14 protein-coding genes and 1 pseudogene are annotated in these 21,201 nt (G+C 70.9%); 8 read left to right on the top strand and 7 right to left on the bottom strand.

Going from position 1 to position 21,201, the window contains the following annotated elements; translation table 11 throughout:
• Nucleotides 1-13: 13 nt before the first annotated feature.
• The gene (locus EL340_RS06810; protein WP_126413978.1) at nucleotides 14-499 is read right to left on the bottom strand and encodes a MarR family winged helix-turn-helix transcriptional regulator; all 486 of its coding nucleotides are present in this window, start codon (nucleotides 497-499) and stop codon (nucleotides 14-16) included.
• Nucleotides 480-1,115, bottom strand: a complete 636-nt coding sequence (locus EL340_RS06805) for a DJ-1/PfpI family protein (RefSeq protein ID WP_126413977.1) — start codon at nucleotides 1,113-1,115, stop codon at nucleotides 480-482. The genes EL340_RS06810 and EL340_RS06805 overlap by 20 nt, the downstream gene beginning before the upstream one ends.
• A gap of 165 nt (nucleotides 1,116-1,280) precedes the next feature.
• On the opposite strand from EL340_RS06805, the gene EL340_RS06800 reads away from it, so the two are divergent.
• The 3 genes and pseudogenes from EL340_RS06800 to EL340_RS06790 all read left to right on the top strand — a co-directional run bounded on the left by EL340_RS06800 (nucleotide 1,281) and on the right by EL340_RS06790 (nucleotide 6,576).
• Nucleotides 1,281-4,229: an ATP-dependent helicase gene (locus EL340_RS06800; protein ID WP_126413976.1), complete on the top strand. Its 2,949-nt coding sequence runs from the start codon at nucleotides 1,281-1,283 to the stop codon at nucleotides 4,227-4,229.
• Between the two features lie 103 nt (nucleotides 4,230-4,332).
• Nucleotides 4,333-5,301, top strand: coding sequence for a CPBP family intramembrane glutamic endopeptidase (locus EL340_RS06795; RefSeq protein ID WP_126413975.1), 969 nt, complete (start codon nucleotides 4,333-4,335; stop codon nucleotides 5,299-5,301).
• Nucleotides 5,302-5,569: 268 nt separating this feature from the next.
• Nucleotides 5,570-6,576 (top strand): annotated as a pseudogene (locus tag EL340_RS06790) (IS481 family transposase).
• Here EL340_RS06790 and EL340_RS06785 read toward each other — a convergent pair.
• Nucleotides 6,573-7,211 (bottom strand): sugar O-acetyltransferase, encoded by a 639-nt coding sequence (locus EL340_RS06785; RefSeq protein ID WP_126413974.1) that lies wholly within the window; start codon nucleotides 7,209-7,211, stop codon nucleotides 6,573-6,575. The pseudogene EL340_RS06790 and the gene EL340_RS06785 sit on opposite strands and share 4 nt — an antisense overlap.
• An 87-nt stretch (nucleotides 7,212-7,298) precedes the next feature.
• Nucleotides 7,299-9,851: a TIM-barrel domain-containing protein gene (locus EL340_RS06780; protein ID WP_126413973.1), complete on the bottom strand. Its 2,553-nt coding sequence runs from the start codon at nucleotides 9,849-9,851 to the stop codon at nucleotides 7,299-7,301.
• A gap of 329 nt (nucleotides 9,852-10,180) precedes the next feature.
• On the opposite strand from EL340_RS06780, the gene EL340_RS06775 reads away from it, so the two are divergent.
• From EL340_RS06775 to EL340_RS06755, 5 genes are all read left to right on the top strand, one after another.
• Nucleotides 10,181-12,049 carry an alpha-glucosidase gene (locus tag EL340_RS06775; RefSeq protein ID WP_126413972.1) on the top strand — a complete coding sequence of 623 codons (1,869 nt, stop codon included), beginning with the start codon at nucleotides 10,181-10,183 and terminating at the stop codon, nucleotides 12,047-12,049.
• 104 nt (nucleotides 12,050-12,153) lie between these two features.
• Nucleotides 12,154-12,801: a nitroreductase family protein gene (locus tag EL340_RS06770; protein ID WP_126413971.1), complete on the top strand. Its 648-nt coding sequence runs from the start codon at nucleotides 12,154-12,156 to the stop codon at nucleotides 12,799-12,801.
• A gap of 192 nt (nucleotides 12,802-12,993) precedes the next feature.
• Nucleotides 12,994-13,770, top strand: a complete 777-nt coding sequence (locus tag EL340_RS06765) for an SDR family oxidoreductase (RefSeq protein ID WP_126413970.1) — start codon at nucleotides 12,994-12,996, stop codon at nucleotides 13,768-13,770.
• Nucleotides 13,770-15,680: a Na+/H+ antiporter NhaA gene (gene nhaA / locus EL340_RS06760; RefSeq protein WP_197722360.1), complete on the top strand. Its 1,911-nt coding sequence runs from the start codon at nucleotides 13,770-13,772 to the stop codon at nucleotides 15,678-15,680. Before EL340_RS06765 ends, nhaA begins: the two co-directional genes overlap by 1 nt.
• Entirely contained in the window at nucleotides 15,677-16,384 is a 708-nt protein-coding gene (locus EL340_RS06755) for an SDR family oxidoreductase (RefSeq protein ID WP_126413969.1), read from the top strand. The genes nhaA and EL340_RS06755 overlap by 4 nt, the downstream gene beginning before the upstream one ends.
• A gap of 3 nt (nucleotides 16,385-16,387) precedes the next feature.
• On the opposite strand, the gene EL340_RS06750 is transcribed toward EL340_RS06755, so the two are convergent.
• The 3 genes from EL340_RS06750 to EL340_RS06740 form a co-directional block, all read right to left on the bottom strand.
• Nucleotides 16,388-17,242 (bottom strand): CPBP family intramembrane glutamic endopeptidase, encoded by an 855-nt coding sequence (locus EL340_RS06750; protein WP_126413968.1) that lies wholly within the window; start codon nucleotides 17,240-17,242, stop codon nucleotides 16,388-16,390.
• A gap of 109 nt (nucleotides 17,243-17,351) precedes the next feature.
• Nucleotides 17,352-18,662 (bottom strand): chloride channel protein, encoded by a 1,311-nt coding sequence (locus EL340_RS06745; protein ID WP_126413967.1) that lies wholly within the window; start codon nucleotides 18,660-18,662, stop codon nucleotides 17,352-17,354.
• A gap of 51 nt (nucleotides 18,663-18,713) precedes the next feature.
• Complete coding sequence (locus EL340_RS06740; protein WP_197722359.1) at nucleotides 18,714-21,080, bottom strand: 6-phosphofructokinase; 2,367 nt, start codon at nucleotides 21,078-21,080, stop codon at nucleotides 18,714-18,716.
• Between the last annotated feature and the right edge of the window lie 121 nt (nucleotides 21,081-21,201).

Genomic DNA, 21,201 nt, shown 5'->3' with positions numbered 1-21,201 from the left:
CCAGGGGACTGACCTACGAACCCTCGCTCGAGCCCTCGTTGGTGGCCTGCCGGTAGCGGCGTGAGGCGTCCGTGACCCGGCTGATCAGGGTGGCCAGGGTCCTCAGGTTCTTCTCGCCGATCTCCTGGCCGACGGCGTCGGCCCAGGCGTGCTGCTGCGTGGCCAGTGCCGCGACTGCTCGCCTTCCCTTGGCCGTCAGACCGAGCAGGTTCTGGCCGCGTCGCCCGGGGTTGGGCTGCCAGTGCGCCCAGCCCCGGGCGACGACGTCGTTCGCGACCCGTTGCACGCTCTGCCTGGTCAGCCCCAGACCCACCCGGCGCGCGATCTCGGCGACCGGCAGCGGCTCGTCCAGGACGGCGCCCAGTACCCGCCACCGGGCGGGGGTCAGCTCATGAGGCGCCGTGATCGCCGCGGCCGCCTCCAGAAACTCCCCGTTGAGCGCGAAGACGGGAAGGACCAGCGCCGTCAGAGCATCGCCCTCAGGCGTTCTGCCAGGCACTGGTCGCCTCCATGAGAGCCGCGTAGCTCTTCTCATCGCCACTGAGGAACAGCGCCTCCCAGGCATCGGCCATCGAGGTGGGCACGAGCCCGGTGACCCGCATGACCTCAGCAGTGAAGGGAATAGCAGCAATGCCTGAGGCCGTCGTCACGCCCCGGTCGGTCACCACCGGAGCCTCCACATAGTGCGCACCACCGACGTATCCGCTGGACTCAAGGTACGAGGCGGCGTTCGAGGTGTGCTGACGGGTATCCAGGAAGCCGGCGCGGGCCAGCAGGAGCGTGGCGCCACAGATCGCCGCCACCGGAACCCCTCTGCCCATGAGGCGCTTGACAGCCTCGATGAGCCGCTCGTGCCCGGAGGCGTAGTGGTCCCCTCCGGGAATGACCAGGGCGGCGAGCGAGCCGGCGTCGGCGAGCGCCTCCAGGTCATCGAGGTCGGCCTCCGGCGTGAGCGGCAGGTTCCCGAGGGTGCGCACCGGCTCCAGGTCATCGCCCACGAGCAACAGCCGGAACCGCCTGGGCTTGAGCCGCTCCGCACCGGCGAGCTGAGTGGTGAGGTAGGCGTACTCCCAGTCCGCCATGGTCTCGGTCGTGTACAGGGCGATGGTCCGCATCTCGGTTCCTCCCCGATCGGTGTCCGTGATCCGTTGACTGTGCGTTAACCACACATTGACAGCATGTTGTCAACAGTGACAGTGTGCTGTCAATGATGGAGGTGGAGCCTGCGGGCGCGCTGAGTGCGGAACGTGTCGGTGGGCTGGCCTAGGCTTGGGTCCGAGATGAACGCGATGAACTCCCTCTTCGGTGCCCTGCCCATGCCCGGCTCCAGCGGCGCGGCCACGCCTCCGCCCGAGGCCGCGCTGCCCTCCCTCATCCCCACCGGCGGTGCCTTCGACGACGACTCCTGGGCCGACGTCGAGGCGCCCGAGGAGGACTGGGGCCCTGAGGACGCCCCGCCGCCCGAGGACGAGGCCTCCGTCGCCCCCACCTGGGAGGAGCGCCAGGACGAGGTCTCGGCCCTGGTCGCCCGGGCCCAGGCCAACGCCGCCGCGGCCCGCGCCCGGGCCGGCGAGACCGCGCCGTCGGGCCGCCCATCCGGTCCCGCCTGGGGCGTGACGGTCTCGGACCCGGCCGAGTTGGTCGCCGGCCTCAACCCCGCCCAGGAGGCCGCCGTCACCCACTCGGGCGCTCCGCTGCTCATCATTGCCGGGGCCGGGTCGGGCAAGACCCGGGTCCTGACCCACCGCATCGCCCACCTCATCGCCACCGGCCGCGCCCGCCCCGGCGAGATCCTGGCCATCACCTTCACCAACAAGGCCGCCGCCGAGATGCGCGAGCGCGTCACCTCCCTGGTGGGGCCCGCCGGCGAGCGCATGTGGGTCTCCACCTTCCACTCCGCCTGCGTGCGCATCCTGCGCCGCGAGCACGAGGCCGCCGGCCTGCGCTCCACCTTCTCCATCTACGACGCCGCCGACTCCACCCGCCTCATCACCCTCATCGTGCGCGAGCTGGGCATTGACCCCAAGCGTTTCACCCCCAAGACCTTCGCCCACCGCATCTCCGACCTCAAGAACGAGCTCATCACCCCGGCCCAGTTCGCCGAGCGGGCCGTCACCTCCAACCCCCTTGAGCGCCACCTGGCCGAGGTCTACCGCGCCTACGCCGAGCGCCTGAGCGCCGCCAACGCCCTGGACTTCGACGACATCATCATGCGCACCGTCGCCCTGCTCCAGACCCGCCCGGCCGTGGCCGAGATGTACCGGCGCCGCTTCCGCCACATCCTGGTCGACGAGTACCAGGACACCAACCACGCCCAGTACGTCCTCGTGCGCGAGCTCGTCGGCGGGCCCGGCACCTCCGGGGCGGGCTCGGCGCTGGCGCCCGGCGAGCTCACCGTCGTCGGCGACTCCGACCAGTCCATCTACGCCTTCCGCGGCGCCACCATCCGCAACATCGAGGAGTTCGAGCAGGACTACCCGACGGCGCGCACCATCCTGCTGGAGCAGAACTACCGCTCCACCCAGAACATCCTCTCGGCCGCCAACGCCGTCATCACCCGCAACAGCGGACGGCGCGAGAAGAACCTGTGGACCGCCGCCGGCGACGGCGCCCCCATCACCGGCTACGTCGCCGACTCCGAGCACGACGAGGCCCGCTGGATCAGCCAGGAGGTCGACCGCCTGGCCGACGAGCACGGCGTGCGCCCCCGCGACGTCGCCGTCTTCTACCGCACCAACGCCCAGTCCCGCGCCCTCGAAGAGGCCTTCATGCGCTCCGGCCAGCCCTACAAGGTCATCGGTGGCACCCGCTTCTACGACCGCCGCGAGATCAAGGACGCCATCGCCTACCTGCGCGCCGTCGACAACCCCGACGACGACGTCAACCTGCGCCGCATCCTCAACGTCCCCAAACGGGGCCTGGGGGACAAGGCCGAGGGCGCCCTGGCCGAGCACGCCGCCCGCTACGCCGTCTCCTTCGGGCAGGCCGTCGCCGACGCCGCCGGAGCCCCCCGGGAGGTGCCGGCGGACGGGGGCGACGACTCCGACGGGCAGGACCCCTCCGCCACTGAGGCCGGCGAGCCGCCCGAGGTCGAGGGACTGACCACCCGGGCCCGCAACCAGGTGCGCGGCTTCCACGAGCTGCTCACCACCCTGCGGCACATGGTCACGGCCGGCGACGGCGTCGCCGACGTCCTGGACTCCGCCCTGGACGCCTCCGGCTACCTCGCCGAGCTGCGCGCCAGCGACGACCCCCAGGACGCCACCCGCGTGGAGAACCTCGCCGAGCTCCACTCCGTGGCCAGCGACTTCCAGGCCGCCAATCCCGACGGCACCCTGGCCGACTTCCTCGAACGCGTCTCGCTCGTGGCCGACTCCGACCAGCTCCCGCCCAGCGCCGACCTGGAGGACGAGGAAGCCCGGCGAGCCGAGGAGCAGGGGCAGATCACCCTCATGACCGTCCACACCGCCAAGGGCCTGGAGTTCCCGGTCGTCTTCGTCACCGGCATGGAGGACGGCACCTTCCCGCACACGCGCTCCCTGGCCGAGGAGACCGAGCTCGCCGAGGAGCGACGCCTGGCCTACGTGGCCCTCACCCGCGCCCGCGAGCGCCTCTACCTCACCCGCGCCGCCGTGCGCTCGGCCTGGGGGGCCGCCAACGCGATGCCCGCCTCCCGCTTCCTCGACGACGTCCCGGACGAGACCATCGACTGGAAGCGCCTGGCCTCCTCCATGGAGGCGCTGCGCGGCGGCGGCACCGGCTGGGGGAGCAGCTGGGGTGAGGGCGGCTTCGGCTCGGGCGGACGGCGCTTGGGAGGAGGGCGGCGGGGCTCCTACTCCGGCGGCTACTCCGACGACGATGACTTCGCCCCACCCGTCGGGGCAGGCGCCAAGCGCTCGGGCAAGCTGGGGCGCGTCGAGACCGCCCAGGACCGGGCCGCCAAACGCGCCTCGGCCCGCCTCGAGGCCCGCGGCAAGCAGGGCGTCACCTCTCCGGTTGGTGGAGCCGGGGGAGCTGCCGGAGGCGCCGGCGCCACCGAGGACCTGCCCGCCGCCGTGGCCGGACTGAAGCCCGGGGACCAGGTGCGGCACGACTCCTACGGGGTGGGCACCGTCGTCGGGCTGGAGGGCAAGGGGCGATCCCTGACCGCCCGCGTCGAGTTCGTCATCGACGGCGCCCCCGCCACCAAGCGCCTCATCCTGCGCTACGCCCCCGTGACCAAGGTCTGACCGTCCAGGCTCCCGTATCCGGGACCTCCCTGAGCACAGGATCAGGGGCGGTTCCTCCCGGTGGGGGAGGCGCTGCCACCGGAGGGGAGGGGATGCTGGGGCCATGAGCAGCGTGGTTCCTCCTCCGGCTTCTACGGCAGAAGCACAGCCTCGTCACCTTCTGGACCGGCTCGTTCCGGTCAGTCCTCAGTGGCGCACTCCTCCGCGAAAGGCCGAGCGCCTCGGCTGGCTCCAGCTCCTTCTGGGAGTCCTGATCGCCTTCGTCGTCCAGCTCCTAGCCGGAGCCCTCGCGCTGGCCACCGGTTTCACCCGGCTCAAGGCCGGCGGCGGCACGGAGGCCCTGCCGGGCTCCATGCTCGTCATGGCGATCGCCGGGGCGCCGCTGGCCCTGTTCGGGTACTGGCTGCTGGTGCGCTTCGTCGGCGGGCGACCCGTTATCGAGCTCGGTGGGCGCCGGGCGGCGCTGCGCGAGCTCGTCGTCGGGCTGTCCATCGGGGCGCTGCTCATGTGCGCCGTCATCGCGGTCCTGGCCCTGCTCGGCTCCTACCACGTGGTGGACGTCGGCTGGAGCACGGGGATCCTGACGGGCCTCGGGGCCGGAGTCTATGCCGGATTCGTCGAGGAGATCGTCGCCCGCGGGGTCCTGCTGCGCCTGATCGAAGGATGGTTGGGGACCTGGTGGGCGCTGGGAATCACCGCCGCGCTCTTCGGCGTCGCTCACCTCGGCAACCCTCATGCCACGGCCTTCGGCGCCGTCGCGATCGCGTTGGAGGCGGGCATCCTGCTGGGCGCCTGCTACCTGCTGACCCGCCGCCTGTGGCTGGCGATCGGCGTGCACATCGCCTGGAACTTCGTCCAGGGCGGCATCTTCGGCTCCGACATCTCCGGCATCGGGACAGGGCGCGGGCTCATCGAGGCCCGCTTCACCGGCCCCGACCTGCTCACCGGCGGGTCCATGGGGATCGAGGGCTCCATCGTCGCGATCGTGCTGTGCACGGCTGCCGGTGTAGCCATGCTGGTCACGGTGCGCCGGCGCGGGCTCATCGTCCCGCCCCGCTGGCGGCGCAGCTAGGTCGTGTTGCGAAAGCACGGCGAGGCATCCGCGGGTTCGTAGGGTAGGTCGCGCGGTCGTACCCTTTACCCCTCGAACGCGCGACCTACCCTACGACCGCGACGAGGCGCGTGCCTTGCTGCGGCTCTGAGAGATCCCCGCGGGCCTAGTTTCGCAACACGACCTAGTTGTTGTGGGTCATGAGGTTGTAGTCGTGGGGGCAGCGGGGCTTGGGCTGTCAGGATGGGTGGTGCTGAATCATCCTTCTGACATAGAAAGCCCTGCTGCCATGACCCACCGTAACGCTCCGCTGACGCCTCAGGGCCGCTACCGGCTCGTGATGCGTGTCCAGTCCGGTCGTCCTATCGCCCATGTAGCCGCCGAGGCCGGCATCGCCCGCGCCACGCTGTCGAAGTGGGTCGCCCGTTACCGCCAGGGCGGAACCGAGGCGCTTGAGGACCGCTCCAGCGCCCCAGTCCACCGTCCCACCCAGACCAGTGCCGAGACGGTGGACCTCATCGAGCACTGGCGCCGCACCCACAAGTGGTCTGCCCGCCGCATCAGTCATGAGCTCGCCGCGCGCGGGACAGTGGTGTCGGTACGTACCGTGACCCGCTGGCTGGACAGAGCCGGCCTGAACCGACGCCGCGACACCAGGCCCCACCGGGCAGTCCAACCGGGTCAGCAAACCTATCGTGGCCCGTTTCCCGGGCCACATGATCCACCTGGACGTCAAGAAGGTCGGACGCATCCCACCCGCAGGGCGGCTGGAGGGCCCACGGGCGCGGTACCCCTGAGGCGAAGGCCTCCAAGCGGGGCAAGGCAGCCAGGATCGGCTACACCTACCTGCACACCGCTATCGACGGTTTCTCCCGCCTGGCCTACACCGAGGCCCTGGATGACGAGAGGGCCTCGACCACGATCGGCTTCTTCTGCCGGGCCCGGGCCTTCTTCGCCGACCACGGCGTGACCAGGCTCGTGCGGGTCGTCACTGACAACGGAGCGAGCTACCGGGCCCGGGCCTTCACCACAACCATTACCTCCCTGGCCTCACGCCACCAGAGAATCCGCCCCTACACCCCGCGCCACAACGGCAAGGTCGAGCGCTACAACCGCATCCTGGCCGAGGAGTGCCTCTACGCCCGCAGCTACTCCTCAGAGCAGCAGCGCCGCGACGCCATCGCCGTGTGGAACCACCACTACAACTACCATCGGCCCCACACCGCCTGCCACAACCAGCCACCCGCCACCCGCGTCCCAGCACACGTCACCAACGTCATGACCTCATACACCTAGTGCCTGGGGCCGAAGGTGGAGTCGTCCAGCCGGCGCAGGACGCGGGCCGGGTTGCCCACCGCCAGGCTGTCGGCGGGAATGTCCTTGGTGACCACCGAGCCCGCGCCGATGACGCAGTTGTCCCCGATGCTCACGCCGGGGCAGACGATTACCCCGCCGCCCAGCCACACGTTGTCGCCGATCGTGATGGGGTCGGCCGCCTCCAGGGAGCAGGCCCGCGGCGTCGGCTCCAGGGGGTGGACCGGGGTGAGCAGCTGGACATTGGGACCGATCTGGCAGTGCGCGCCGATCCGGATCTCCACCACGTCCAGGGCCACGAGCCCGTAGTTGGCGAAGGTCCCCTCACCCACGGTGATGTTATCCCCGTAGTCCACGCGCACCGGTGGCAGGAGACGGGCCTTGTCACCCAGGCCGGGGATCGCCGAGCGCAGCAGGTCCCAGCAGTCCTCCTCGCCCTCGGCGAAGGCCCGCTCGAAGCGGTAGAGCATCTTGCGGGCGTGCGCCGCGATCCTGGCACTGTCCGGGTCGTCGGAGACGTACCAGTCGCCGGCGAGCATGCGCTCGCGGTTGGTGCGGTCATCGCCGACGAAGTACGGCTCGGCCTCGGGGAAGCGCGGGGCGGGGTTGTCACTCATGCCCGCCAGCCTAACCGCGACCCTCGACGTCGCCCGATGGTTTGAGCCCATCACAGCGCCGGTTCCCGGCGACCGTCGCCGACTCTTTCAGTGGGGCAGCACCTCCGCCACGGCCGAGCGCAGCGTCTCCGGCAGGCCCAGGGACTCCAGCTCCCCGAGGAGCGCGGTCCCGTCCAGGCCCCGCTGCACGGCGCCCCAGGCCTGGTCCTTGGCCGCGTAGGCCACGCGCGCCGCATCCAGGATCTCGTGGACCTCGCCGCGCCAGTCGGCCGGAGACTGCTCCACGCCGCGCAGCACCAGCCCGACGCCGTCGGCCAGCTCCTGGCGGCTCAGCTCACCCAAGTGCACGAGCGTGCCGGCCCCCAGGGTGAAGCCGTCGCCGTCCACCTCCTGGGTGGTCAGCCGGCGCGCCTGGCCGGCCACCCTCAGCAGGGCGTCAGACACCCGGCAGGCCAGAAGCCTCACCGTCACCAGCCGCAAGTCCGGGACCACCTCGTCGGCGCCCTCCAGACGGATACGGAGCACCACGTCTCCAGTGTCTCCAGTGCCTCCGCTGCCCCCGCCGTCCTCGGCATCCGGCCAGGTGAGCTCCATACGGGTGCGGGCAACCCGGTCCGAACCGGGATCGGCCGAACCGTCGTCCTCCTCCAGGGTGAAGGATCCCGAGCCTCCGGGCACGACGACGACCTCCAGCTCGCGAGGATTGTCCCCGGCCGCCTCCGTCAGGCTCCCGGCCAGCGGGATGACCGACCCGGCCCGAGCCAGGACGCCGATGCGGTCCAGGGGACGCGACAGGCTCAGCATGCGCCCGTGCCCGCCGGTGGTGGCCTCGTAGCGGCGCCCCGTGGGCAGGTCGTACCAGACGCCGTCGGGCAACCAGGTCATCTCCCGTCCCAGGCCGGTGGCCTCATCCAACGGGGAGGTGAAGGGCACCACCAGCAGGTCCCCGAAGCAGAAGCTGTTCCGGTGCTCGTAGGAGGACATCTCCCGCGGGTGGTCGTGGTAGAGCGGACGCACCGGTCCCACGCCCTCACTCACCGATCGCCGCGCCCACGTGTACAGGTAGGGCACCAGCCGGTGACGCAGCCGCAGATGCGCCTCCATCGTGGCGCGCGCGTCGCGCGAGTAGCGCCACGGCTCCTTGGAGGTGAAGGCCGAGTTCGACGAGTGCAGGCGGTTGATCGGCGAGAAGCAGCCCAGCTGGAACCAGCGGGCCGCCATCGCGTCGTCGCTCGTGCCCAGCATGTGCCCGCCGATGTCGTTGGACCACCAGAAGTAGCCGATGTTGGCGGCCGTGGCCGTGAACCGCGGCTGGAAGCGCAGCGAGGCCCAGCTGATGATCGTGTCCCCGGAGAAGCCCACCGGGGTGCGGTGGCTGGAGGCGTCGGCGAAGCGCGAGAAGGTCACCGGCCGACGGCGCTCCACGCCCCCTGAGGCCACCGGGCGCTCGCGGCCCGAGTCGAGGTAGTGGACGTGGTTGAGCATCCACAGCGGGTCCAGGCCGGGAACCGTGGTGCTGCCGCCCTGCTGCCAGTCCAGCCACCAGAAGTCCACGCCCTCGTCCTCCAGGCGATGGTGGAGACGCGAGAGGTAGGAGCCCATGAAGTCCCGGTCGGCGACGTTGAAGGGCACGTCCTGCCCGCCGGCGGCGTCCAGGCCCAGGTCGGCGCACACCTCCTCGTAGGCCTCCTCGTGGCGCCGCACCCCCTGGGCCGGGTGGACGTTGAGCGTGGTGAGCATGCCCCGCTCGTGCAGACCCTCCAGGAAGGCCCGTGGGTCCGGGAACAGCTCCCGGTTCCAGGTGTAGCCGGTCCAGCCCGTCCCGATCGCCGGGTCGATGTCGGTCAGGTGCCAGTCCATGTCGATGACGGCCACGGAGAAGGGCAGCTCCTCGGCGGCGAAATGGTCCATGAGCGCCAGGTACTCCCGGGCGCTGTAGGGGTGGTAGCGGCTCCACCAGTTGCCCAGCAGCGCCCGGGGGATCAGGGGGCTCGGACCGGTGAGGTTGAAGAAGTCGCGCAGCGCCTGCCGGTAGTCCTGGCCGTAGCCGAAGACGTAGAGGTCCTGCGCCCCGTCACCCAGGCGGTTGCCGGGCTCACGGGGCCGAACCCACTCGTCCTCGGTGAGCAGCAGCGAGGACGAGTCGTCCAGGGCGGTGATGCCGCTCAGGCTCAGCAGCCCCGGGTCCAGCCTGACAGCGCCGTCGGCCTCATCGAGGGTGCGGGTGGTGCCGCCCAGGTTCGTTGGGAAGGCCTCCTGGGGGTCCCACACGTCGCCGTGGTGCCAGGTGCCGCCGTGGGCGTGGAGCGCCGTCGAGCGCAGCCTGACGCTGAGTCCCGACGAGGAGAAGCCCAGCGAGGGGACGTGGGTCAGGTGCAGGTGCTCGGTGATGATCTCCAGGCGGTCCTCGCCTCGCACCACCCGGAACGACGGCGGCTCGCCGAGGTCCCGGTTGACGACCAGCTGGGTGGCGGCGTCGGTGAAGACGCCGGTGGGGGAGAGCTCCATGCGGATGAGACGCGAGGTCAGCACCGTGAACCGGCAGCGGCCCTCAGCCGTCGAGGAGCCGACGACAACGGCCTCCGGGCGGGCGACGGCCGGGCGCGGTGCGTCGGGGGCATCGGAGAGAGGAGAAACCAACGGTCGGCCTTTCACAGCGGGGTCGTCAGGGACGTCGCAGGGATCGTCACAGGGATGCGGCGGGGGGAGACGCGCCTTCGCGGCCAGGGCTGCTGGCCGAGGCGCAGAAACTCATCATAATCGGCCATGGCTCGCAGCGCTTTCTGACACAATCGTTGCCGGGCCGGCAGGCCCCGTCGACCCCGGCGGCGCGGTCGGGACAGGCCCCGAGCCGCAGCCCTCCATCGTCGCCGTCGTTCATCCTGGTCCCGTTCGCGCCCTGATGGCGCCGGCCCCCTGCCCTGTTGTCATCCCGTTCCCCTCTCGCGCCGGTAGGAAGGAAGTCGCCCGTGACCCGCCTCGCACCCCTGGTCGTCTCATCCCACCACGTCGGCGACGAACCGGACTGGTGGCGCCGCGCCGTCGTCTACCAGGTCTACCCCCGCTCCTTCGCCGACTCCGACGGTGACGGGATCGGTGACATCCCGGGCCTGACCAGCCGCCTGGACCACCTCGACGAGCTGGGCGTCGACGTCGTGTGGCTCAGCCCCGTCTACCGCTCCCCGCAGGACGACAACGGCTACGACATCTCCGACTACCAGGACATCGACCCCCTCTTCGGCACCCTGGACGACCTCGACGCCCTCATCGACGGGCTCCACGCCCGCGGCATGCGGCTGGTCATGGACCTCGTCGTCAACCACACCAGCGACGAGCACCCCTGGTTCACCGCCAGCCGCTCCTCAACGCAGGACCCCAAGCGCGACTGGTACATCTGGCGGCCCGCCAAGCAGGTCGACGGGCTGGCCCCTGGGCAGCCGGGCACCGAGCCCACCAACTGGGGGTCGGCCTTCTCCGGGTCGGCCTGGGCCTGGGACGAGGACACCCAGGAGTACTACCTGCACCTCTTCTCACCCAAGCAGCCCGACCTCAACTGGGAGAACCCCGAGGTGCGCCGCGCCGTCCACGAGATGATGACCTGGTGGCTGGACCGCGGCGTCGACGGCTTCCGCATGGACGTCATCAACTTCATCTCCAAGACCTACCCGCTCACCGACGCGCCCCAGGGACCCGGCGAGCTCTACGGCAACGCCTTCGCCGCCGTGGCCAACGGCCCGCGCATCCACGAGTTCCTGCACGAGATGAACCAGCAGGTCCTCGCGCCCCGCCCCGGCCACGTCATCACCGTCGGGGAGATGCCCGGGGCCACGCGCTCCGAGGCCGCCCTCTACACCGACCCCGCCCGCGCCGAGCTCGACATGGTCTTCCAGTTCGAGCACGTCAGCCTCACCGACGGGCCGGGCGGCAAGTTCGACCCGCAGCCACTCGACCTGGTCACCCTCAAGACCAACCTGGCCCACTGGCAGGCCGCCCTGGCCCCCGTCACCGAGCCCTCCGGCGTCGTTGCGGCGGAGAAGGGCTGGAACTCCGCCTACTGGGACAACCACGACCAGCCCCGCGCCGTCTCCCGCTTCGGCGACGACGACCCCGCCTGGCGCGTCCGCTCGGCCAAGACCCTGGCCACGATCCTCCACACCCACCGCGGCACCCCCTACGTCTACCAGGGCGAGGAGCTCGGCATGGCCAACACGGTCTTCCGCGGCATCGAGGACTACCGGGACCTGGAGTCCGTCAACCACTTCCACGAGCGCGTGCGCGCCGGCGACGACCCGGCCGCCGTCCTAGCCGGACTGGCCCCCATCTCCCGCGACAACGCCCGCACCCCCGTCCAGTGGGACTCCAGCGAGAGGGCCGGCTTCACCACCGGCGAGCCCTGGATCGACCTGGCGCCCGACCACGGCACCGTCAACGCCGCCGCCCAGGTGGGTGTGCCCGGCAGCGTGTTCGAGCACTACCGCTCCCTCATCGCCCTGCGGCACGACGACGACGCCCTCGCCCTGGGCACCTTCCAGCTGCTGGCCGCCGACCACCCCACCGCCTGGGTCATCGTGCGCCAGTGGCGCGCCCCCGAGGAGGACGGCGGCCACCTCGAGCAGCTGCTGCTCATCGCCCAGTGCTCCCGCGAGGACCTGCCACTGACCGGCGAGGGCGGCCTGCTGACGGCGCTCGCGGCCCAGGGCCTGGAACCGGACCAGTGGGCGGGGGCCGAGCAGGTCCTGCGCGCCGGCGACCCGGACGTCCAGCCGGGCTCAGGGCACGCGGGCGTGCCGGAGTCCCTGGCCGGCTGGGACTCGGTCCTGCTGCGCCGTCGGGCCTGACGTCGGGCCCGACGAGGGACGGGTGACGTTTCTGTCGGAATAGGCTGCACGGACTCGATGTTGTCCATCCTGGACGCGCCCGGTGTCCAGGAGAGGAGCACGTCGTGGAGTTCAGTCAGGTCGTCGCCAAACGCCACTCGGTACGAGACTTCACCGACCGGCCCGTCTCCCGCGAGGACCTGGTTGACATCGTGCGCACCGCCCAGCGGGCGCCGTCGTGGGTGAACTCCCAGCCATGGCGGGTCTACGCGGCCACCGGCTCCACGCTGGAGACCATCAAGGAACGCCATGCCGCGGACGTCGCTGCCGGAAGGAAGGGAAGCGCGGAGCTTCCGGTCAAGGCGCGTTCGCTGTGGTCACAGCGGACGCAGGCGAATATGGCGGCGCTCGGCGAGCAGATCGGTGCCGAGCTCGGTGAGGGCGCCCAGGAGTTCCAGGCCTCGCAAGGGCGACTGTTCAACGCCCAGGCCGTTCTCTATGTGACGATCCCGGTCGACTCCACCCTGTGGTCCTTCCACGACCTGGGCGCTTTCACCGCGATGCTCGCCCTGGCCGCGGCCGACAAGGGTCTGGGCTCCATCAACGCCTACCAGCTCGTCATGTACCCCGACGAGGTCCGCCAGACCATGGGAATCGGAGCCGACGAGACCCTTGCCGTCGGTATCGCCCTGGGCTACGCCGCTGACTCCGCGCTGGCCGGATTCTCCCCCTCGCGCGTTGAGGTCGACCAGATCCTGACCGTCAAGGAATGAAACGCGGCGCCCACGGGCTCACAAACGGACTGAGAACGCTTGAGAACAATGCCTTGAGCAAAAGGCCTTGAGCAAGACGCTCGAAGGGAGAGCCGCAGGCCCGTCCGACAGCATCGGCTCGCGACCTCAAGGGCTGAAGGCTCTGATATGAAGAATGATCTCACTCGATAAAGAGATACAGAGAGGGCGTCAATGCCGGAAACCGATTCTCCTGGCCGCACCGCCGTCGTTACCGGGGCCACCGGCACGATCGGCTCGGCCGTGGTCCACAAGCTGGTCGAGTCGGGGTTCCGGGTCGCCCTCATCGCCCGCAAACGGCGTCGGATCGAACGGATGCAGACCCACCTTCCGCAGGGCGCCCAGACGCTGAGCTGCCCGGCGGACGTGACCAGCGCCTACGAGATCATCGAGGCCCGAGAACGGATCCTGGACAGCTACGGTCCGCCCGACCTGCTCGTGTGCGCGGCGGGTGTGCGCCGCGCCGCGCCCTTCGAGGAGGCCATCCCCGCCGACTGGCGGCTGATGATGTCCACCAACCTGGCCGGGACGCTGCATACGGTGCAGATCTTCGCCCCCGACATCCTGCGTGCCGGGGAGCGCGGCGAGCGCGCGGACATCGTCCTCATCGGGACGGGGACGGCCTACGAGCGCCAGCACGCCTACTCCGTGTTCTCCTCTCTGGGCGCCTCCGTCGGACAGTTCGCCAAGCACCTGCGCGCCGAGTACGGGCCGCGGGGCGTGCGCGTCCACCACCTGCCGGCCATGTTCACCGCGGGAAGCTTCTTCGCCACGAGCAACTTCGGGGCCAACCGGGCCACCAGCATCCACCACGACGTCATCCGTGAGATGCCGGAGGATGTGGAGACGATCAGCGGTGAACGGGTCGCAGACGAGCTGGAGTTCATGGTCTCGCTGCCCGCGCACGTGAACCTGGCCAGCGCCACGATCCAGCCGGTGGGGAACCGCTGATGGGGCAGATGATCGGGCGCGTGCGCAGCGCCTACACCGCCTTCCGCGGCCGCGACACCTCCGGCGCGATCCTCCTGCTGGCCGCCACCATCATCGCCATCGCCTGGGCCAACCTCGGCGGGCACTCCTACGAGGAGTTCTGGCACACCGAGCTCGCGATCTCCCTGGGCAGCGCCGAGATCCGGCTCTCGCTCCAGCACTGGATCAACGACGCCCTCATGATGCTGTTCTTCTTCCTGGTGAGCCTGGAGGTCAAGCACGACTTCATCATGGGGGAGCTGCGCGAGTGGCGGCGGGCCAGCGTCCCCGTCATCGCCGCCCTCGCCGGCCTGATCGTTCCGGCCCTCCTCTTCTTCTGGTTCAACGCCGGGGGCGAGGGCGCCTCCGCCTGGGGGATCGTCATCTCCACCGACACCGCCTTCGTCATGGGCATCCTGGCCGTCTTCGGCAGCCGCCTGCCCACCCAGCTGCGCGCCTTCCTCGTGACACTGGCCGTCGTCGACGACGTCGGTGCGCTGCTGGTCATCGCAACCGCCTACACCGAGACCATCCACCTGGGCCCCCTGGCGGTGGCCGGCGTCGTCGCCTTCCTGCTGTTCCTGCTCCAGCAGTCCAGGCCTCACCGGATGGCCGTCTACGTCATCTCCGGCGTGGTGCTGTGGCTCGCCGTCTTCGCCTCGGGCGTCCACGCCACGATCGCCGGCGTGATCCTGGGCCTGCTGCTGCCGGTCTTCCCGCCCGAGCGCAGCGCGGTCCAGCAGGCCGAGGAGCTCACCCGCGTCTTCCGGCGGACCCCGGTGGCGGCCACCGGAAGCGCCGCCATGGACGGCATCATGCGCTCGGTGTCCATCAACGAGCGCCTCCAGCTCATGCTGGCGCCCTTCGTCAACCTCGTTGTGGTGCCGGTCTTCGCCCTGTCCAACGCGGGCGTCATCATCACCCCGCAGACCCTCAGGCAGGCCTTCACCTCGCCGCTGACCTGGGGCATCATCGTCGGTCTGGTCGTCGGGAAGGTGGTGGGCATCTTCGGTGCGACCGTCCTGGCGACCAAGCTGCGGATCGGTGAGCTGGCGCCGGGCGTCGGCTACCGGCACGTCGGTGCCGGATCGATCCTTACCGGGATCGGCTTCACCATCTCGCTGTTCATCGTGGACCTGGCCCTGGAGGACCCCGTCCTGCAGTCCGAGGCCCGCATCGGCGTGCTGGCCGCCTCCCTGCTCTCGGCGGGGCTCGGCATGCTGGCCATGTCCGCCACCGCGCGCTACGACGCCCAGCACGCTCCGGCCCACAAGCGTCTCAACCGGCCGGTCGACCCCGAGCGCGACCACATCGATGGTCCCGTGAACGCACCGCTCACCCTCGTGGAGTACGGCCGCCTGGGCAGCCTGGACGATGCCGCCATCGACGACGTCGTCCAGGAGCTGCGCGACTACTTCGGCCCCGAGCTGCGCTTCGTCTACCGGCACAACCCCATGGATGACCCCGCTGCCGAGCAGGCCGCCCTCGTCATCGAGGCCGTCAGCGCCCAGAGCCGCGACCTGTTCTCACCCATGCGTCAGGAGCTGGGCCGCCTGTGCCAGGACGAGGAGATCGATCAGCAGATGCTGCGGCGCGCCGCCATCGACGTCGGGGCGAACCTGCCCCGCCTGGAGGAGGCCATGCGTCAGCAGGTCCACGCCCCGCGGGTGCACGACGACGCCGACGACGCCATCTCGCTCGGGCTGACCACGGCCCCGACCTTCTTCATCAACGGTGAGATCTACGAGGGACCGGCCGAGACCGATCACCTCATCGCCGCGCTGGAGGCGGCCAGGGACGCCCTTGAGCAGCAGGACGAGCAGTCCCAGCAAGGCCGTGAGAGCGCCGATGTCCCAGCCGGTATCCCAGGAGCAGCAGGAGGTAGGCCATGAGCCCGCGAACGATCGTCGTCACTGGTGGCGCCTCCGGCGTCGGCCTGGCCATCGCCCAGCGGGCCGTGGCAGAAGGGTGGAACACCATTGTCGTGGACCGTCAGGAGCCGCTCGGCGAGATCGATGCGCGCGTCGTGCGCTGCGATCTCAAGGACGCTGACGCCACTCACGACGCCCTGGAGCGCATCGTGCGCGAGGAGGGGCAGGTCGATGCCTTGGTGGCGAGCTCGGGCGGAATGCTGGGCGGGCCCTTCGACTCCAGGCAGGCCGAGGAGTGGGTCGAGCGCATGACCACCGACGTCGCCACTGTCCTCAGGGCGGTGCGCCTCCTCCTGCCCGCCCTCAGGCGGGCCGCCGAGGCCCGGGGAGTCGCGGACATCATCGTCATCGGCTCGATTGCCAGTGACGTCGCCTTTGAGCACGCGGCCGTCTACGGGGCCACGGCAGCGGCCCGCAACGCCCTGGGGGAGCAGCTGAGGGTGGAGCTGCGAGGCGACCGGGTGCGCTCGCGCACGATCGCGATCGGCTACGTGGAGACGGCGGCCACCAAGGGGCGCGACATCCCCGCACTGACCGAGCAGATCGCCGCAGCGCCCCTGCACCCAGAGGACATCGCCACAATCGTGCACCACCAGCTGAACCTGCCCCAGGACGTCATCGTGCGCGACATCGAGGTGGTCCCCACCGCCCAGGGCTGGGCCTGAGACTCAGGTCCCTCGGCCTCGTCGTCGGCCCAGGAGGTGGATGACGACGGCGGTGACGGCCGCGCCGACGAGCAGGATGGCGGCGTTGAGCCACGAGATCTCGAAGTCGGGCAGGTTCTCGCTCTGGAGCTGGCCGATGAACAGGCCCAGCGCGTTGCCGCTGACGTGCAGCCCCAGGGCGAAGAAGACCGACCGCAGCCGCACCACAGACCAGCCGGCGAGCAGTCCGAAGAGCACCTTGTGGAGGATCTGCCAGGCGTAGCCCCCGGTGCTGGTCTCCGAGGTCAGCCAGGTCGGAAGGTGCAGGGCGGTGAAGGAGACCGTGGTCACCAGCACCGCAGTAGCGGCCCCGAGGCGCTCGTGCACCGGCGCGAACAGGGTGCGTCGCAGGGTGATCTCCTCGGGCACCGCGTTGTACACGATGCCCACCGAGACGGCGAAGAACAGGGCGTGGAGCACCGTGGACGCGGTGATCTCCGGCTTCCACAGGGGGCCGGTGCCCGTGGGGCCCATCCAGGCGTGCAGGCCGCCGAAGGCGATCCCCGCCAGGGAGCCGGCGGTGAAGAGCGCGGTTCGGCTGTGGGTACTGCCGGAGGCGACGAGGTCGCGCCAGCCGCGGTGCAGCGGCCCCACCCAGAGCATCAGTCCGCCGAGGTGAAGGACCGGGAGCATGAGGATCCACGGTCCCTGAAAAAGCGCCAGGGCTATTCCCAGTGCCGGGGACCCGGCGAGCAGAACGAGCGAGACGGCGACGGCGCCGCCAGGTGCCGGCGGCCGCTCGGTGCCGTCACCGGCGCGCCACGTGCGGCGAGGAGACGCGGCATGGCGAGGGGGTGCGGCATCGCTGTGACGATCCATGGTGATTCCGGTGAGAAGTGGCTGTCTGTCGCGATCCGCGCAGGAGTATACGTTCGATCGGAAGAATTAATGACCCTGACACGTGGCAGGAGGTTGATGCTATCGATGGTTACTGATGCCGCTGCGAGCGCTGTCGTCGCCGGAGCCGGGCGGCTGCCGGTCTCCACCAGGTCGGCGCGGTCAGTGCGGTGACGGCGAGGACGACGACGACCAGCGCCACTAGCGTCCACACCCCGGCTCGGGCCAGTTCCCAGGTGAAGATGATCCCGAAGACCGGGGCCCTCTGGGTCGTGGCGAGGACGGCGCCGGCACCCGCCAGCGCCAGGACCGGCACACTCGCCTCCACCCCGCCGGTCTGAAGCGCCAGCGCCAGGGCGGCCCCGGCGCTCGAGCCCGCGGCCAGGGACGGGGCCAGGCGACCGCCGGTGGCGCCGGCCCCGAGCGTGAGGCCGGTGAGGACCGGCTTGAGGGCGACGACACCCAGCAGCACGACCAGGGCCGCTCCCGGAGCATCGGCCGAGGCGTCCGTGGTGGCACCGAGGGCCACCTCCATGGCGTCGCGACCGTTGCCGACGACGGCCGGAACCCACAGGCTCACCAGCCCTGTGACGAGCCCCGCCACCCCGATCGCCGCGGGCAGCCACCGTGCGGCACGAACCCGGCGCCGCAGCATCCAGGACCACAGCCGCCTGGCCCCTACGCCCAGAGCGGCGGCCACCGGCACCACCGCGACCAGTCCGAGCGCGGTTGCCGGTGACGGACTCGGCGAGGCGACCCCGAAGGTCGGGCGCCCGTGGGAGTGCAGCCAGGAGACGAGCGTGGCGATGACGCACACCGGAACCGCCACGGCGACCCCGCGCCGCCGCATCCCGGCGACCATGACGAGCTCGACGGCGTAGGCGGCCCCGCCCAGCGGCGCGTTGTACATGGCAGCCAGGCCCGCCCCGGCGGCCGAGGCGATGAGGATCGCCCCGTCGGCGCCTCCGATCCCCAGCCGGGCGACGAGACGGGCCGCCACGGCCCCGGCGGCCAGGCGCGGGGCGCCCTCCCGACCCACCGAGTTGCCCGAGCCGACGGTGAGGACCTGGTTGACGGCGTCGACGAACGGGCGCGCGAGCCCCATCCTGGAGGCGGCCCTCCCGGAGGGGTCCGCGACGGCGCTCTCCACATCGGCGACTCCGCCGGTCGCGCGCAGCCACCACCACACGCCGCCGGCGACGACGCCTCCCGCGGCGGGGGCGAGCACGCGCCGCCAGGGCGGGGCGGCGGCCAGGCGCTCCAGGAGCCCGCCGTGGGTGACGCCGTAGAACAGCGACTCGAAGACCTCCAGGAGCAGTGCCATCGCGATCCCGATGAGGCCCGCGGCCACGCCCGCCAGGACGGCGGCCACCAGGAACCGGGGACGGGTCAGCGTGCGCACCCCAGGCACGATACCTGTACCCGCTGATCCGGCCGCGTTCCGGGCGAGCCGTCAGCGCGCCGCGTCGTCGACCGCCTCACCGAAGTCGGGCACGTCCTTGAGCGCCAGGGTCCCGCTGTTCTGGCTGACCAGGCCGATGGCCGGGCGCAGGCCCAGCCACCACTGGTGGCGGGGGCGGCGGTGCTCGCGGTCGAGCTCGTCGTTCATGCGGTCCAGCGGGTGGTGGGAGACCTTGCCCTCCACCAGGCCCACGTAGGAGGCGATCGGCTCGCCGCGCTTGAGGGCGCCGGCCAGCAGGTCCAGCGAGTAGGCGACGAGCTTGGTCGCCATGATCCGGTCGAAGGCCGTGGGGCTGCCGCCCTGCTGCTGGTGGCCCAGGATCGCCTCGCGCACGTCGTAGAGGTCCTTGCCCTCCTCGGCGAAGATGTGGGCCAGGACGTCGGTGGTGTAGTTGACGCTGGCCCGCTCGTTGCGGATGACCAGGTAGAGGCTGCGGCCCGAGCGGAAGGACTCCACCATCCGCTCGGAGTCTGCGGCCAGGCCCTTGAGGGTGATGCCCTCCTCGTTGAGGTAGACCTTCTCCGCGCCGGTGGCGATACCGGACATCAAGGAGAGGTAACCGCACTTGCGGCCCATGACCTCGGCGACGAAGCAGCGGTGCGAGGCCGCCGCGGAGAGCTTGATGGAGTCCAGCGCCGCCACCGCGTTGTTCAGGGCCGTGTCGGTGCCGATGCTCAGCTCGGAGCCGGGCAGGTTGTTGTCGATGGAGGCCGGCACGCACACGATCGGGATCTGGAAGGCGGGGTAGCGGTCCCGCTCGGTGACCAGTCGGTAGGCGCTCAGGTAGGCGTTGTAGCCGCCGATGACCAGCAGGGCGTCGATCTCCTGGAGCTCGATGGCCCGTCCCAGGGCGTAGAGCTGCTCGATGGTGGGCACCTCGCGGCGGGTGCCCAGCTGGGCGCCGCCATCACCGACCCAGCCCTCGACGTCGGCCCAGGTCAGCTCCCGCACATCGCCTTCGAGCAGGCCGGGGAAGCCCCCGTAGACTCCCAGCATCGTGAAATCGTGGTCGAGGCCCAGACGCACGGCCGCGCGCGCCGCCGTGTTCATCCCCGGGGCCAGGCCGCCGGCGTGGATGATGGCGACCCGCTTGGGACGGTCGCAGGCCGACGGCGTCGAACCCGCATCGGTGGCCGGCTCGGCGGGAGGCGTGGACATGGTCTCGAACAGCTCGAGCATCTTGCCGAAGCTGGCCCCGCGGGCCTGGATCGCCCCGAGGTAGTCATGGGCGGACACAAGGTCCTTGACGGCGCGGGTAGCCGCGATCTGCTCCATCATCGGCAGGCGGCGGATGCGGTTGTGGCGCTCGGCGATGATGACCGGCTCGCTGCCAGGCTCCATGGCCACCACCTCGCGGGCGGCGGCGCAGCCCAGCAGCGTGGACATCCAACGGTCGTAGGCGCTGGGGCGGCCACCGCGCTGGACGTGACCCAGGATGGTGACGCGGGCGGCCTCACCCAGATTGTCGGCAATGACCTGGCGGACGTCGTCGGCACTGATGCGGTTGCCCTCGCGGTCGGTGGCGCCCTCGGCGACGATCACCATGGACTCGCGGCGTCCGGCCTCCCGGCCCGCCTTGAGCTTGGAGCACATGTCCTCCTCCCAGTCCTTGCCCGGGGGGAGCTCGGGGACCAGGACGTAGTCACAGCCCCCGGCCACGGCCGCCATGAGGGCCAGGTAGCCGCAGTGGCGGCCCATGACCTCCACCACGAAGGTGCGCTGGTGGGAGGCAGCTGTTGAGGAGATGTCGTCGATGGCCTCCAGGATGCGGTGGAGGGCGGAGTCGGTGCCGATGGTCATGTCGGCGCCCACCAGGTCGTTGTCGATGCTGCCCACCAGGCCGGTCACCATGAGGACGGGGTGGGCGGCGGCCGTCTCGGCTGTGATCTCGCCCTTGGCGACGAGCTCCTCGAGCAGGGAGGGCCAGTTCTTGCGGAACTCGTTGGTGCCGGTCAGGGACCCGTCCCCGCCGATGACCACGAGCCGGTCGATGCCGTGCTCCAGGAGGTTGCGGGCGGCCGCCAGCTGGCCGGCGCGCTCACGGAACTCCGCGGAGCGGGCGGTGCCGATGATGGTGCCCCCGCGCTGGAGGATGGAGCCGACCGAGTCCCACTCCAGGGGACGGATCCCGTCACCACCGGCCACGGCGCCGGCCCAGCCCTCCATGACCGCGTAGGGCTTGGCCCCCAGGCGGATGGCGGTGCGCACCACTGCCCGCACGGCCGCGTTCATGCCCTGGGCGTCACCGCCGGAGGTGAGGACCCCGATGCGCAGGGGCTCGCCGTCCAGGCCGAGGACCGGGCCGGGCGACGAGTCGGTGGGGGAGGGGGCGGTGTCTGGTGACATGGCGGCTGGCATGTGGGGTCCTTCCCTGGGGTCGCCGGTGGGCCTGGCTCCCGGCGTCGGCCGGGAGGGCATCAGCCCTTATTGTTGCTGGTGAGCGCCGCCACGTCATCCGCCTGTGGTCCCAGGAGCGTTT

The organism is Actinomyces viscosus, from assembly GCF_900637975.1.
Classification (GTDB): domain Bacteria; phylum Actinomycetota; class Actinomycetes; order Actinomycetales; family Actinomycetaceae; genus Actinomyces; species Actinomyces viscosus.
This window is presented reverse-complemented; position numbering and strand designations above follow the sequence as displayed.

Coding starts and splice junctions, on each gene's coding strand:
- EL340_RS06805 (WP_126413977.1), bottom strand. CDS start 1,115: ATGCGGACCATCGCCCTGTACACGACCGAGACCATGGCGGACTGGGAG.
- EL340_RS06800 (WP_126413976.1), top strand. CDS start 1,281: ATGAACGCGATGAACTCCCTCTTCGGTGCCCTGCCCATGCCCGGCTCC.
- EL340_RS06795 (WP_126413975.1), top strand. CDS start 4,333: ATGAGCAGCGTGGTTCCTCCTCCGGCTTCTACGGCAGAAGCACAGCCT.
- EL340_RS06785 (WP_126413974.1), bottom strand. CDS start 7,211: ATGAGTGACAACCCCGCCCCGCGCTTCCCCGAGGCCGAGCCGTACTTC.
- EL340_RS06765 (WP_126413970.1), top strand. CDS start 12,994: ATGCCGGAAACCGATTCTCCTGGCCGCACCGCCGTCGTTACCGGGGCC.
- nhaA (WP_197722360.1), top strand. CDS start 13,770: ATGGGGCAGATGATCGGGCGCGTGCGCAGCGCCTACACCGCCTTCCGC.
- EL340_RS06755 (WP_126413969.1), top strand. CDS start 15,677: ATGAGCCCGCGAACGATCGTCGTCACTGGTGGCGCCTCCGGCGTCGGC.
- EL340_RS06750 (WP_126413968.1), bottom strand. CDS start 17,242: ATGGATCGTCACAGCGATGCCGCACCCCCTCGCCATGCCGCGTCTCCT.
- EL340_RS06740 (WP_197722359.1), bottom strand. CDS start 21,080: ATGCCAGCCGCCATGTCACCAGACACCGCCCCCTCCCCCACCGACTCG.